Raw genomic sequence first — 12,504 nt, forward strand, 5'->3', positions numbered from 1 at the left:
CCACGGCGGCCGGAGCGGCTGCCGCGACCTCGGCCGGGCGGGTGGGCGCGCTGATCGGCATGGCGGCCTCAGGCGGCGTGCTGCTGGCTGCGCAACTGCGCGTCGAGCTGCTGCAGCGTGGTGTACTGCGTGATGTTCAGCGCTTCCGGGTCGATCGAGCCGTAGAGCTGCTCGCAGAACACGATCAGCTCGACGATGTTGAGCGAATCGATGCCGAGTTCGCCGATGCCGGCGCCGGTGTCGACGGTCTCGACGTTGAGGATCTTGGCGACTTCGCGGGACAGGATCTCGAGGGCGTCGGCCGGGACGTTGGGGTTGCTCATGGTCTGGCTCCTTCGTGCAAGTGGTCGGGTAAAGGGGAACGGCTTGGGATTACAGGGCCGGCTCAATGGCCGGCTTCACTGCGCAGGCTCTTGCGAAGCTCGTGGTAACAACGGTAGGAACTGCCTTCCATCTTCGTGAACGCCAGCAGGTCGCGCTGGTCGTCGAAGCTCGCGACGGCCCGGCCGCGCACCAGCGCGCCGAGGAATTCGTTGGACAGCAGCTTGATGGCCAGCACGCGCTGGACCTTGCCGAAGCTGTAGTGCGCGATCTCGGTCTGGCTGCGCGCGGCCTCGGCGATGAAGTGATGCACGCCGCGCAGCTCGGGGCTCAGCGCGAGGCGGCCGGTCTTCTCCAGCCACGCAACGTGCGCCATCAGCGCGCGCACGAAGTAGGGGCGCACCACCGTCAGGTACTTGTTGAACACGGTCGGGCCGCCGATGCGCAGGCGGTCGCCGGCACCCACCCGCACCTCGCCGGCGACATTGGCCAACTGCAGGTTGCCGGCCAGGAACGGCGCGCCGAAGGTGTCGCGCCGCAGCTTGCGGTACTCGTCGGGCCACACCAGGTAGGCGGCCGGGAACATCACGCCGGGCAGGCGCGCGGCGATCACCGCCATGCAGTCGCGATGGGCCTCGATGCCCCACACCTTGTCCACGTGCAGGCCGATGCCCTGCTCGTCGCTGCGCGCCAGGGTCTTCCAGCCGGCCAGGCTCGGACCGCCGCCGTCGCTCATCAGGAAGGCGAAGTTGTGGCCGGCATCGATGCATTCGCAGGCGCGGCGGTTCTGGTCCTCGGTGAAGAACAGCCCGAACATGATGCGGATGAAGGCGCGCATGAAGGGCTTGAAGTGGCCGTGCAGGCCCTCGTCGGCGATCTGCAGCAGCAACTGCTCGGTGAGCGGCGCCTCGTCGTGCGCGAGCGGCGTGGAGGCCGGCGATTCGGGCAAGGGCTCGGGCCGCGTGTCGCGCAGCGCGATCACCATCTCGCTGTCGAGCAGGCGCAGCGCGGCGTCCTCCACCAGCGCCACGGCCGCGGCGGGCGGCCCGCCCGCCAGTTCGAGATGGCGCAGCACCGGGAAGGCCGCCGGCGAGGCGGCCTGCGGGCCGGCCGGTGCCGCGCGCGGCGGCGCCGCGTCCGGCGCGGCGGGCAGCAGGATCGGATCGACGGTGTCGGGCGGGGACAGGAAGGAGACGGTGGACATGGTGGGGTTCCGGGTCAGAAACGCACGCGCAGCGCGGCGTCGATCTGGGTGCTGAGGCCGACCGCGCGATATTCCGAGCCGCTGCCGGCGAACGCGTGGGTCAGGGCGAAATCGAGGCTGGTGCGCTTGCCGATGTCGGCCACCACCTGCGCGATGGTCAGCAGCCCCTTGTCCTGCGGCGAGTAGATGCCGCGGATCGAATACTCGACGTGGCCGATCTTCTTGCCGGCGCGCACGAACAGGTAGTCGCGCAGGCTGCCGTCCACGCTGACCGCGTCGGCGGTGGCGCCCAGCCCCGCCAGCGCGAGGTTCGGCTCGGCCGCCAGCAGCGCGTGATTGGCGTTGATCGAGTTGACGATGCGGCGCCACTGGCTCGCGTCGTAGCGCGCCTCGTCGTGCGACCACTCGACGATCAGCGAGACGTTGCCGGGCAGCGCGCTTTGCAGGCCGAGCGCGCTGCGCCACATGTACTGGCGGTCGTTGCGGCGGTCGACGAGGTCATAGGCGTCGGCCTGGTCGAGCGGCGTGCCGTCGGCCAGGAAGCGCGGCACCGCGCGCGTGGTGCCGCGCTCGATCCAGCCGCTCGCATAGACCGTGCTCGACTTGCCGACGTCGAGCGAGAGCGTGCCGCCGGTGCCGCCGTGCGCGGCGTGGCGGCCCGCCAGCAGCGAGGCGGAGCCGCCGTCCCAGTTGGTGGCCACGCGCAGCAACTGGGTCGCGCCCTCGACGTCGCGGTTGTCGACATCGCTGCGCAGGCTGCGGTTCCAGCCCGCGATGGCCTGCACCGTGGTGGTCTCGCCCGCCCACTTCAGGTCGACCAGCGGCGTGCCCTCGACGTCGCCGTAGCGATCGTAGATGTCGGCCGAGGCCGCGCGCTTCTGGAAGAAGCCGAGCGGGAAGAAGGCCTGCGAGGTGTCGAGCGCGTCGATGCGCTTGCCGGCCGTGATGCTCAGGCCGTTGTCGAAGGCGTAGCGCAGGCCGGCTTCGTTGAAGCGGCTGGCCTGCGCGCCGAGCGAGTGGTCGGCGGCCACCAGGCGCGCGTTGGCGAACAGGTTCTCGCCGTCGAGCCGGAACAGCGCGGCGGCCTCCTGGTGGTCGCGCGGTTCGCTGCCGATCAGGTCGGCGAGCAGCGCGTGGCCGTCGAAGGCATCGACGCTGCGCACGTAGCCGACCCCGCTGAAGCTGCCGAGCTGGTCCATCAGCGATTCCCCCCTTGCCGCGACGGCATGGCAGGCGAGCGCCAGCGCGGCGCCGAGGCAGGCACCGGCGCGCGCGCCGCGCGGCGTGCCGGCGATGGCGGCCGGGCTGGCCAAGCGCATGGGGCGGCGGGGGCACGGAGCATGGCGGTCGGCCTCACTGCGCATCGGCGAGCGTGTCGGGATTGAACCAGCCCGACGGAATCCGGTGCGGCTTGCCGTCTAGGATGTCGACGACGCTGGCGCGCTGTTTCTCGACCTCGTTGCGGTAGGTGATCTGGCGGATCACCTTGCGGCCGTCCACCTCGACCGGCGTGGCGAAGTCGGCGCTGCGGAACAGCAGGCCGCTGGCGAGGAAGAACTGCGCGCGAATCGGCACGTCGGTGCCGGTGGCCACCCACAGCTTGATGCTCGGGTAGACGTTGTCGGGATCGGTGGCGGCGAGGTCCAGCTCGGTGGCCGCGCGGCCGTCGATGGTGGCGGCCGCGCCGGTCGTGGCGCGATAGCTGTCGGCCCAGTGGGTGCGCGTGATGTCGCTGATCACCACCTCGCCCTGCAGCCGCTGCATGCCGTTGATGCGCACCGCGCTGCGCGTGTTGGGCACGTAGAACCAGTGGCCGCGCGTGGTGGCCAGGTACTTCTGGCCGTCGTTCTCGCCGCTGCGGGTGAGCGCCAGCGTGTCGCCGTTGGCGCGCGTGTAGACCAGGTAGCGCGTCGCGTCGTCCTGCTGCTGGCCCACCAGGTTGGTGATGCGAATGTCGGTCTGCGTGTCCGAGCTGGTGCTGCGATAGGCGTCGGCGCGTGCCAGCATGGTCTGCGCGGCGGGCTGGTCGGCGGCCAGCGCGCGGGGCGCGGACAGCAGCGCCAGCGTGCTCGCGCAGAGCGTCAGGGCGGTGCCGAAGGCGGCGAGCAGCGTGCGCGGCGGCGGGAGGCGAAGCATCATGATGCGAGACCCTCGATGATGTTGCGTTTGGCGAGCCCGAGCGTGGCGAAGCCGGCGGCGGCGATGCCGAGCACCACGAAGGCGGCCTCGACGGCGGCCACCGCGGCCGGCGTCACGGCGAATTCGAGCAGGATCGGCTTGACGCGCCCCGGGGGCGGCGGGAGATGGATCTGGGCGTGATTGAGCGCGAGCATCGCGAGCACCGCGCAGGCGATGCCGAGCGCCGCGCCGATCAGGCCCAGCAGCGCGGTTTCCTGGACCAGCACCCAGCGCACCGTGGCGGTCGGCACGCCGATCGCGCGCAGCGTGGAGATTTCGCGGCGCCGCTCGACGATGCTCATCAGGATCCAGTTGCTCATCGACAGCAGGATGGTCAGCGAGAGGATCGCGCCAAACACCGAGAACTGGTTGCGATAGAGCGAGACGATCTGGTGGTAGAGCGAGACCAGTTGGTCCCAGCTGCGCACGTCGAGCGCGGGCAGGGCGGCGCGCAGCGCGGCGACCGCGGCCGGGGTGGCGTCGGTGTGCGCCAGGAAGATCGCCAGGCGCGAGACGCGATCGGTGCGCAGCAGCGCCTGCGCGGCCGGCAGCGTGATGTTGACGATGCGCTCGTCGACATCCTTGGTGCCGGTGCTCATCACGCCGACGATCTGCGCGTCGGTGGCGTTGATGCCGCCGTGCGCGGTCGACACCATCAGCTGCACCACCGAGCCGGTGTGCACGCCGAGCTTGCGGGCCAGCTCGGCGCCGACCACCACCTCGGTGCCTGGCGCCGACGGCGACAGGTAGCGTCCCGACAGCACCGCGTGATAGTCGAAGTAGCCCGGCGGTTCGCGGGCCGGCTCGACGCCCACGCCGACGAAGCCGTAGCTGAGGTCGCCGTTCGAGATCAGGCCGTCGAAGTCGATCTCGCGAGCGGTGGTGGCCACGCCCGGCAGCGCGGCCACGGCGCGTTGCGCGTCGGCCTGCTCGGCGGCGCTCAGGCCGTATTGCAGCGGCTTCTCGCCGATCAGGTCGAGGTAGCCGCGGTGCATCACCTGCAGGTGGCCGACGCCGCTGTCGATCGAGCCCTCGCGCACCGCGTCGAAGGTCGCCGCCACGTAGCCGAGCGCGATGCTGGCGGCGAACGCGGCCACGCCGATCATCGCCATGGTCAGGAGGGTTCGGCGCCGGTTGCGCCAGAGGTTACGCCACGCGTACGTCAGCCAGTTCACCTTGAGCTCCCAGAATGCCGTCGCGCATCTCGATGCGGCGGGGCAGGCGCGCGCACAGACGTTCGTCATGCGAAGCGATCAGAAAGGCCGTGCCGAGCGTGCGGTTGGTGTTCAGCACCAGTTCGGCGACGGCTTGTGCATTGGCGCTGTCGAGGCTGGCGGTCGGCTCGTCGGCGATCACCAGCGCCGGCTCCTTGGCCAGCGCCCGCGCCAGCGCCACGCGCTGCTGCTCGCCGCCCGAGAGCTGGCCGGGCCGGTGCCGCTCGCGCGCGGACAGGCCCACCGCGTCCAGCATCGCGCGCGCCTGTTCGCGACGCGTGCGCGGCGTGCCCCAGGCGAAGCAGCCCAGTTCGACGTTCTCCAGTGCCGACAGCACCGGGATCAGGTTGAAGTGCTGGAACACGAAGCCGATCCGCTCGCGGCGCACGCGCTCGAGCGCGGCCGGCGAGTCGTCGATCTCGCGGCCCTCCAGCCGGCGCGTGCCCGAGCTCGGCACGTCGAGGAAGCCGGCCAGGTTGAGCAGGGTGCTCTTGCCGCTGCCCGAGGGGCCGACCAGCGCGACCACGTCGCCGCGCCGGATCACCAGGTCCGCGTCGCGTACCGCCACCAGTTTCTCGGCGCCCGCGTAGCGGCGCGTGACGCCGAGCAGCTCGAGGACGATCGGCGCCGCGTCGAGCGGCGGCTGGCTCAGGTCGGTCATGCCAGCGCTCCCTGCAGCGCCGGCTTGCCGGCCGCCGCGGCGGGCGCTGCCACCAGGGACAGCGCGCCCTGCGTGTACAGCTCGCGGCACTTCAGGCGCTGCAGCTTGCCGCTGGTGGTGCGCGGCAGCGAGCCGGGCTCGACGAAGCAGAGGTCCTGCGCCGCGAAGCCGATGCGTGCGCCCAGCAGTTGCTGGCATTCCAGGCGGGTCTGCGCGCTGGCGTCCACCGGGCGCGTCTCGATCGCCACCACCAGGCGCTCGGTGCCGCTGGCCGTATCGGGGCAGCCGAAGGCGATGCAGGTGCTCTTGCGCAGCAGCGGATGCGCGCTCAGCGCGTCCTCGATCTCGTGCGGGAAGTAGTTGCTGCCGCGGATGATGATCACTTCCTTCTTGCGGCCGAGGATGTAGAGCTGCTCGTCGGCGACATAGCCGATGTCGCCGGTCAGGAAGGCGCCGTTCGGCGTCAGCGGCGCGACGATCTCGCCGCTGCCGGCGTCGAGGTAGCCGAGCATCAGCGAGCTGCCGCGGATCGCGATCTCGCCGGCCTGCCGCTCGGCGAGCGTCGCGCCGTGCTCGTCGACGATCTCGTAGCGCATGCCGGGAATCGGCTTGCCCATCGCCAGCACGAGCTCGCGCTCCTGCGCCGGCGCGTCGGCCTCGGCCGGCGCCACCGGCTCGGCCGTGCGCCGCTCGATCAGGGCGCGCTTGTCGATGGCGTCGGCGATCACGTAGGGCGCGCCCTCGATCCGGCCCGCGTGCCAGGCGCGATGCATCGAGACCGCCAGCGTCGATTCGGCCATGCCGTAGCACGGCTGCAAGGCCGAGGCATCGAGGCCATGCGGCGCGAAGGTGGTGGCGAAGTCGCGCAGCGTATCGGCGTCGACGCGTTCGCCGCCGATGAAGATGTTCCGGCAGGCCGACAGGTCGACGCCTTCCATGGCGGCGGCATTGAAGCGGCGCACGCAGTAGCGCAGCGCGAAGGTCGGCACCGAGGTGGTGGTGGCGCGCGTCGCGGCGATGCGCTTGAGCCAGCCGAGCGGGTTGCGGATGAAGCTGTTGGGCTGCATGAACAGCAGCGGCGCGCGATAGTGCAGGTTCGACAGCAGGGTGAGCAGCCCCATGTCGTGGTAGAGCGGCAGCCACGAGACGGTGCCGTCGCCCTGCTCGATATCGAACAGCACCGCGCCGCCGATGCCGAGCACGTTCGCGATCACGTTGGCGTGGCTCAGCACGGCTGCCTTCGGATGCGAGGTCGAGCCCGAGGTCAGTTGCACGTGATGCGGATCGTTGCCGGACTTGGCGCTGATGAAGGGCTGCGCGCCGGCCTCGGCGGCAGCCGCGAAGCTGGCGGCGTCGATCACCCGGGTGCCGGCCGAGACGACGGGCGCGGCCTGCCAGACCGGCGCGAACGCGTCGAGGCCGATGGCCAGGCGCGGGCGGTACAGCTCGCAGGCCACCTCGGCCACCTGCCGGCCTTCGCCGCTGCGTTTCGCCGGGACCGGCACCGTGCACGGCAGCGCGCCCGCCATCACGCAGGCCATCATCGCGACCGCGTGCTCGACCGAGGCGGGCAGGGCCAGCATCACGATGTCGTTCTCGCGGATGCCGAGCTCGCGCAGCGCGCCGGCATGGCGCAGCACCGCTTCGGCGAAGCCGTGATAGTCGATCGAGGTCTCTTGCCCGGCGTCGTCGACGAAACTCATGCGATGCGCGGCACCGGGGCCGCCCTCGAGCGCATCGAGCAGACGATGGGTTGTGGAAGCGCAATGTGTCACGGCCTGGCCCTCCTGGATGAGCGGGGCGCAGGCCCCGTCGAACGGAGTCGATTCTTGTCGCAACCGGCGAGGCGCGACAAACGCAATCTCGGCAGGCTATGCATGCGTGCCATGCATCCACGCCGCGCGCGGTGCCGCGCGCCTGCCTCGGCGGGCGGTTCATGCCTGGGCCTCATGCATCGCGTTCGGAAAAGTCGCTTGTCCGTGCCGCGTGTCGTACCAACAATGGGGGACGACGCAGGGGCCATCGCACGCGCGAGCGCGGCGCGTGATCCACGCGTATCAGAATGATGTTCCGATCCTCGCCGTCGATGGGTTCGCGGCGGGTGCGTGCCGCGCGCAAGGCGCCCGCGTGCGCATGCCGTGTCCGGCGCCTCCCGGGATTCGACGACGATGCTTTATCCGGAACTGTATCAATCGCTCGAGGCAGTACGCTGGAACATGCATGCCGACATCGACTGGCACGCCTTCGATGCGGCGCGGCTCAGCGACGAGCAGGCCATCACGATCCGCATGAACGCGATCACCGAGTGGTCGGCGCTGCCGGCCACCGAGATGTTCCTGCGCGACAACCGGCACGACAGCGATTTCTCCGCCTTCATGAGCATCTGGTTCTTCGAGGAGCAGAAGCACTCGCTGGTGCTGATGGAGTACCTGCGCCGCTTCCGGCCCGAGCTGGTGCCGACCGAGGCCGAACTGCACGCGGTGCGCTTCGAGTTCGATCCGGCGCCGCCGCTGGAAACGCTGATGCTGCATTTCTGCGGCGAGATCCGCCTGAACCACTGGTATCGCCGCGCGGCCGAGTGGCATACCGAGCCGGTGATCCGCCAGGTCTACGAGATCATTTCGCGCGACGAGGCCCGCCACGGCGGCGCCTACCTGCGCTACATGAAGCAGGCGCTGGCGCGCCAGGGCGATGTCGCGCGCGCCGCGTTCGCCAAGCTCGGCGTGCTGATGGCATCGGCGCGCCGCACCGAGAAGCCCCTGCATCCCACCAACCTGCACGTGAACCAGTCGCTGTTCCCGCGCGATACCGTGCAGTCTCGCCTGCCCGATCCGGCATGGCTCGAGCGCTGGCTCGACGAGCAGATCCGCTTCGACGGCGAATGGGAGAAAAAAGTGGTCGACCGGATCCTGCACAACCTGTCGATCCTGTTCGAGCGTCCGATTGCGTCGGTGCAGGAATTGAACCGCTATCGCAAGGAGGTGGTCGCGCGCCTGCCTGCTTGCGCCGCCATGCACGGCGGCGACGAGCAGGCGGAACCTGCCCGCGGCGCGACCATGCCGGCCTGAGGGCGGGCCGGGCACGCGCAGGCCCGGACGCGCGCGCGAAACCATCGCCCGTGCATCGCCCGTGGTGAACCGGTTCCGGTTGCCGCGCGGCGATTTTCGTTTACCTCCCTGGTGTGAACAATTGGATTGGCGATTAATCGGCTATTTCTTTATGGACGATTCATTGAGTTATGGGTTTATGGTTTTTTCGATGTGGCAGTATTGATTCATTGAACGATTTGCCGGATTGATGCCGTGCGGGCGGCACGAATAACCGGGTTTGTTTGTTTTTGGAAATGAAATCGTCGGGTAAATGTATGGTGTGAAAATTTAAGCGGTGACGGGTGATTCTATGACTTCTCTTGCCAGGCAAGCGATTTCATGGAGTGAAATAATATCTGGAGAGGATTGCCTGGCGGCCTTCGGCGGAAGATTCGTCAATCTTCGGATTGAATCCAATTCGATTTACGATTTCATTTTTATATATTTCAAATATATAACGTCAATTGTATTCGAGAATTTACTCGTTCGAGTTTGGAAATGCTGGTAGATTGCATTCTGGAAATGATGGCGTCATGATCCGGCGTGACAATGAGGTTTTTGAATTGACGGGCGGAGTTGGCGTATCGCACTCCGAAATAACATCCGTGTCGCATCGCCGACGGCGGAAACAATGAGGGCATGGCCCACCGCGGGCCTGGCGCCGAGGACCACATGCGGCGCATCGATGTGAGAGGTCGCAGTATGGCAAGTGCAAAACGTTTGAAGAACCTGCCGTCGCTCGATTTTCTGAGAGGTTTCGAATGCGCGGCACGTCATCTGAGCTTTACCAAGGCCGGCCAGGAATTGAACGTCACGCAGTCGGCCGTGAGCCGCCAGGTCAAGGCGCTCGAGGAGCGGCTGCGCATCGAGCTGTTCCACCGGCATATCCGCGCGCTGACGCTCACCGACGAGGGACGCGCCTTGTATGGCGCGATCTCGGGCGCGCTGTCGGATATCGAGCACGCGATCGATGCGCTTTCCGAGTGCGTCGCGCAGCGCGCCGTCTCCTTGTCCACCACGGCCTCGTTCGCGGCCTTGTGGCTGATTCCGCGCCTCAGTTCGTTTCGCGTGAAGCACCCCGATATCGACGTGCGCGTGTCCGCCACCAATGAAATCGAGGACATCAGGCGCAAACGTTTGAACTTCGCAGTCCGATATATGGCGCCCGACATGCTGGCGCCGGGCATGCGCGTGTTGTTCCGCGAGCGCGTGGTGGCGGTCTGCAGCCCGAGCCTGGCCAGCGCGCACGGCATGCCGATCCGCACGCCCGCAGATCTCGAGCGCCACGTGCTGCTGCACATGGGCGACGCGCGCGGCCAGGCGCCGTGGTATTCCTGGAGCACCTTGCAGAAGGCGCTGGGCGTGCCGCGCATGAAGCAGGCCGGCGGCCTGACCTTCAGCCAGTACGACCAGCTGGTGCAGGCGGCGGTGGATGGACATGGCATCGCCATCGGCCGTCGGCCGCTGGTGGACGGGCTGATCCGCCAGGGGCGCCTGGTCGAGCTGTTCGGCGATTGCTCGGTGCCGTCGGGCAGCTACGTGCTGCTCAACAACGACGAGATGTCGGGCAGCGCCGACGCGGCGGTGCTGGTCGACTGGCTGCTCGGCGAGGCGGGGCGGCACGGTGCGCCGCGCATCGCCAGGGCCGAACCGATCGCGATCGGCGAGGGCGCCGCGCCGCGGCTGCACAGCGTCGGTTGAGGCGCCGGCGCGCCCCCTGCCGGCCGGCGCCGGCCCCTCAGTTCGCGTTCACCAGCGACGGGTCGATATAGGTCGGCACATCCTGCGCCTGCTTGTAGACCGCGTTGCGCACGTTGAAGCGATCGGCATTGGCGGTCGAGCCGTAGATCGAATCCAGCCCCGTGCCCTTGTGGAAGGCCTGCTTCGCGGCGGCCGCGTCCAGCAGGTGGGTGCCCTTCAGGAGCGGCAGGTACTGCTCCGGCGTGAGTCCGACGCGCGCGGCCATGATCTTCACCGCATCGGCCTGGGTCTTCGGATCGGCGATATAGGCCACGCAGCGATACCAGACCCGGATCACCTTGGCCCAGTCGGCGCGGCGCGCCGCGAGGCTGGTGGGCGAGACCGACAGCGCGTCGTAGATCAGGCCCGGCGCATCGGCCGAGGTGAAGATCGGCCGCGCGCCCGGCACGCGCTTGAGCGCCTCGCCCGCGTTCGGCTGCCAGGCCGCCACCGCCGCGATATCGGGCGCCGAGCCCAGCACCTGCGGCAGCTCGTTGGTCTTGGCGTTGACCAGGGTGACGTCGCCGTCCTTCATGCCGTGCTTCTGCAGCGCGGTCTCGACCAGCAGGTGGTCCACCAGGCCCAGCTCGACGCCGATCTTCCTGCCCTTCAACTGCTCGACGCTGCGCAGCGGCGGCTTGGCGATGATCATGTCGTTGCCGGCCGAGTAATCGGTCAGCAGGATCATGGTGTTCTTCGCGCCCGAGGCGCCGGTCACCAGCGCGTCGCCGTTGGTGACCGTCACCGCGTCGAGCTTGCCGGCCGAGAAGGCGTCGAGCGAGGCCGAATAGTCGAACCACTCGAAGTCGACGTCCACTCCCGCATCCTTGAACCAGCCCTTGTCGAGCGCGACCTGGAACGCGACCCAGCCCGGCCAGTCGCTATAGCCGATCTTCAGCGGCGGCGCCGCGTGCGCGAGCGGCGCGGCGCAGAGGACGGACAGCGCGCCGGCCAGCGCGACGGCATGCAGCGCGCGGCGCGCGGGAGCGGCAAGCTGGACGAGCGGGGCGGGACGGGAGGAGCAGGCGGCCAGCAGGCGGCGCAGGGGAGAGGCAAAGCGGTTCATCGTGAACTCCGGCGTATCTGGGATGGCGTGACGTCGAACCGGCCCGCGCATCGCGCGGGCCGCTGGCGTGGCCGGATCTCCGGAATCGGTGCGGAACAAAAAAACGGCCACGGAGAGGCGCGGTAGCGATCGCTACGCTGCTCTCCCGGGCTTTTGTCCCGCCGTGTAGCACGTGTCCCGCGCATCGCGCGCCGGCCCGTGCCGGGCTGCTCTCGGACCAGGCATCGCGCTCGCGCGCGACCGGAACCCTAGCACCCCTAAGATGCGACTTCGCCGCACCTCTCGATCGCTGGTCGAGCGAAAAGCATGCCAGCGACGTGCGGCCCGATTCAGCGGGCGCCGTCCTCGCGAGCGGCGCGAGCCAGCGCGTCGCGGCGCGCGGCGCGCTGCAATTCGATGAAGCGCGCGGCAAACAACAGGGCCAGCGCGTTGCGCATGCTCAGCATGGTCTTCATTCCGGTCTCCTCGGGGATGGCGATGCGAGAGGCCGTGCAATGGCCGTGCCATCCCGCGATTCGCGGCTTGCACAGGCACGCGCAAGGCGCTTGAAAGCAGGCCGGGCGCGATGGCGCGCCGGCTCGTGCGTGCCGTCTCGAGCGGCCCTCGCGATGCGCGTCGACGGTGCGCGCCGCGCATGGCCGTGGTGCGCGGGCCCGGGTGCATGCACGATGCGAGGGCGCGGCGCCGATCGCGCCGATGCCGTCCAGGCGACGGCACGCAAGCCGCGCGAAAACCCCCGCGCGCCAGTGCCGCCGCGCTTCGCCGTTGCTCCAACCCGCCGCGCCGGCATCGCTTTTCCATCACTGGCACGCAAATCGCTTGATAGCGAACCGAGAGGTGCGAAGCGATTTGCATCATCTTCAGGATCGCTAGGGTTCCGGTCGCGCTTGAGCGCGATGCCTGGTCCGAGAGCGTTCCGGTCTTGCCGACGGCCTCGTCCGAGGTCGCGGCGAGGCTCCACGGAGGGATAAAAGCCCGGGAGGTCGCGATGACGTCATCGCCCTCTCATGCCATCCCATCCGATCCCAGGA

At 69.1% G+C, this 12,504-nt stretch carries 11 protein-coding genes and 2 riboswitches; of the genes, 2 read left to right on the forward strand and 9 right to left on the reverse strand.

Annotated features, from left to right (window positions below):
• Positions 1-68 precede the first annotated feature (68 nt).
• The 7 genes from F3J10_RS18440 to F3J10_RS18470 all read right to left on the reverse strand — a co-directional run bounded on the left by F3J10_RS18440 (position 69) and on the right by F3J10_RS18470 (position 7,353).
• Positions 69-323, reverse strand: a complete 255-nt coding sequence (locus F3J10_RS18440; RefSeq protein WP_025102325.1) for an acyl carrier protein — start codon at positions 321-323, stop codon at positions 69-71.
• A 62-nt stretch (positions 324-385) separates the two neighbouring features.
• Positions 386-1,525, reverse strand: coding sequence for a hypothetical protein (locus F3J10_RS18445; RefSeq protein WP_167242695.1), 1,140 nt, complete (start codon positions 1,523-1,525; stop codon positions 386-388).
• A 14-nt stretch (positions 1,526-1,539) separates the two neighbouring features.
• Positions 1,540-2,724: a hypothetical protein gene (locus F3J10_RS18450; RefSeq protein WP_166914823.1), complete on the reverse strand. Its 1,185-nt coding sequence runs from the start codon at positions 2,722-2,724 to the stop codon at positions 1,540-1,542.
• Between the two features lie 154 nt (positions 2,725-2,878).
• Entirely contained in the window at positions 2,879-3,664 is a 786-nt protein-coding gene (locus tag F3J10_RS18455; RefSeq protein WP_240155629.1) for an outer membrane lipoprotein-sorting protein, read from the reverse strand.
• Positions 3,661-4,878 carry an FtsX-like permease family protein gene (locus F3J10_RS18460; RefSeq protein ID WP_025099950.1) on the reverse strand — a complete coding sequence of 406 codons (1,218 nt, stop codon included), beginning with the start codon at positions 4,876-4,878 and terminating at the stop codon, positions 3,661-3,663. Before F3J10_RS18460 ends, F3J10_RS18455 begins: the two co-directional genes overlap by 4 nt.
• A complete protein-coding gene (locus F3J10_RS18465) occupies positions 4,850-5,578 on the reverse strand; it encodes an ABC transporter ATP-binding protein (RefSeq protein WP_025099951.1) in 729 nt (242 codons plus the stop codon). Before F3J10_RS18465 ends, F3J10_RS18460 begins: the two co-directional genes overlap by 29 nt.
• A complete protein-coding gene (locus F3J10_RS18470) occupies positions 5,575-7,353 on the reverse strand; it encodes an AMP-binding protein (protein ID WP_345791220.1) in 1,779 nt (592 codons plus the stop codon). Before F3J10_RS18470 ends, F3J10_RS18465 begins: the two co-directional genes overlap by 4 nt.
• Positions 7,354-7,746: 393 nt before the next feature.
• On the opposite strand from F3J10_RS18470, the gene F3J10_RS18475 reads away from it, so the two are divergent.
• Both F3J10_RS18475 and F3J10_RS18480 read left to right on the forward strand, forming a co-directional pair.
• Positions 7,747-8,646 (forward strand): diiron oxygenase, encoded by a 900-nt coding sequence (locus F3J10_RS18475; protein WP_167242696.1) that lies wholly within the window; start codon positions 7,747-7,749, stop codon positions 8,644-8,646.
• 741 nt (positions 8,647-9,387) lie between these two features.
• A complete protein-coding gene (locus F3J10_RS18480; RefSeq protein ID WP_240154767.1) occupies positions 9,388-10,368 on the forward strand; it encodes a LysR substrate-binding domain-containing protein in 981 nt (326 codons plus the stop codon).
• A gap of 37 nt (positions 10,369-10,405) precedes the next feature.
• Here F3J10_RS18480 and F3J10_RS18485 read toward each other — a convergent pair whose 3' ends face one another.
• Entirely contained in the window at positions 10,406-11,473 is a 1,068-nt protein-coding gene (locus F3J10_RS18485) for an ABC transporter substrate-binding protein (RefSeq protein ID WP_167242697.1), read from the reverse strand.
• Positions 11,474-11,613: 140 nt separating this feature from the next.
• Positions 11,614-11,736, reverse strand: a riboswitch (guanidine-I (ykkC/yxkD leader).
• Positions 11,737-11,802: 66 nt separating this feature from the next.
• Positions 11,803-11,928 carry a hypothetical protein gene (locus F3J10_RS36545; RefSeq protein WP_275691702.1) on the reverse strand — a complete coding sequence of 42 codons (126 nt, stop codon included), beginning with the start codon at positions 11,926-11,928 and terminating at the stop codon, positions 11,803-11,805.
• Positions 11,929-12,331: 403 nt separating this feature from the next.
• A riboswitch (guanidine-I (ykkC/yxkD leader) is annotated at positions 12,332-12,457 on the forward strand.
• Positions 12,458-12,504: the final 47 nt, after the last annotated feature.

It is taken from the genome of Burkholderia sp. Cy-637 (assembly GCF_011753175.1).
GTDB classification, from domain to species: Bacteria; Pseudomonadota; Gammaproteobacteria; order Burkholderiales; family Burkholderiaceae; genus Burkholderia; species Burkholderia gladioli.

Excerpts from the sequence above, each read along its gene's own strand:
- F3J10_RS18465 (WP_025099951.1), bottom strand. The coding sequence starts at position 5,578 with ATGACCGACCTGAGCCAGCCGCCGCTCGACGCGGCGCCGATCGTCCTC.
- F3J10_RS18475 (WP_167242696.1), top strand. The coding sequence starts at position 7,747 with ATGCTTTATCCGGAACTGTATCAATCGCTCGAGGCAGTACGCTGGAAC.
- F3J10_RS18485 (WP_167242697.1), bottom strand. The coding sequence starts at position 11,473 with ATGAACCGCTTTGCCTCTCCCCTGCGCCGCCTGCTGGCCGCCTGCTCC.
- F3J10_RS18440 (WP_025102325.1), bottom strand. The coding sequence starts at position 323 with ATGAGCAACCCCAACGTCCCGGCCGACGCCCTCGAGATCCTGTCCCGC.
- F3J10_RS36545 (WP_275691702.1), bottom strand. The coding sequence starts at position 11,928 with ATGAAGACCATGCTGAGCATGCGCAACGCGCTGGCCCTGTTGTTTGCC.
- F3J10_RS18455 (WP_240155629.1), bottom strand. The coding sequence starts at position 3,664 with ATGATGCTTCGCCTCCCGCCGCCGCGCACGCTGCTCGCCGCCTTCGGC.
- F3J10_RS18450 (WP_166914823.1), bottom strand. The coding sequence starts at position 2,724 with ATGGACCAGCTCGGCAGCTTCAGCGGGGTCGGCTACGTGCGCAGCGTC.
- F3J10_RS18445 (WP_167242695.1), bottom strand. The coding sequence starts at position 1,525 with ATGTCCACCGTCTCCTTCCTGTCCCCGCCCGACACCGTCGATCCGATC.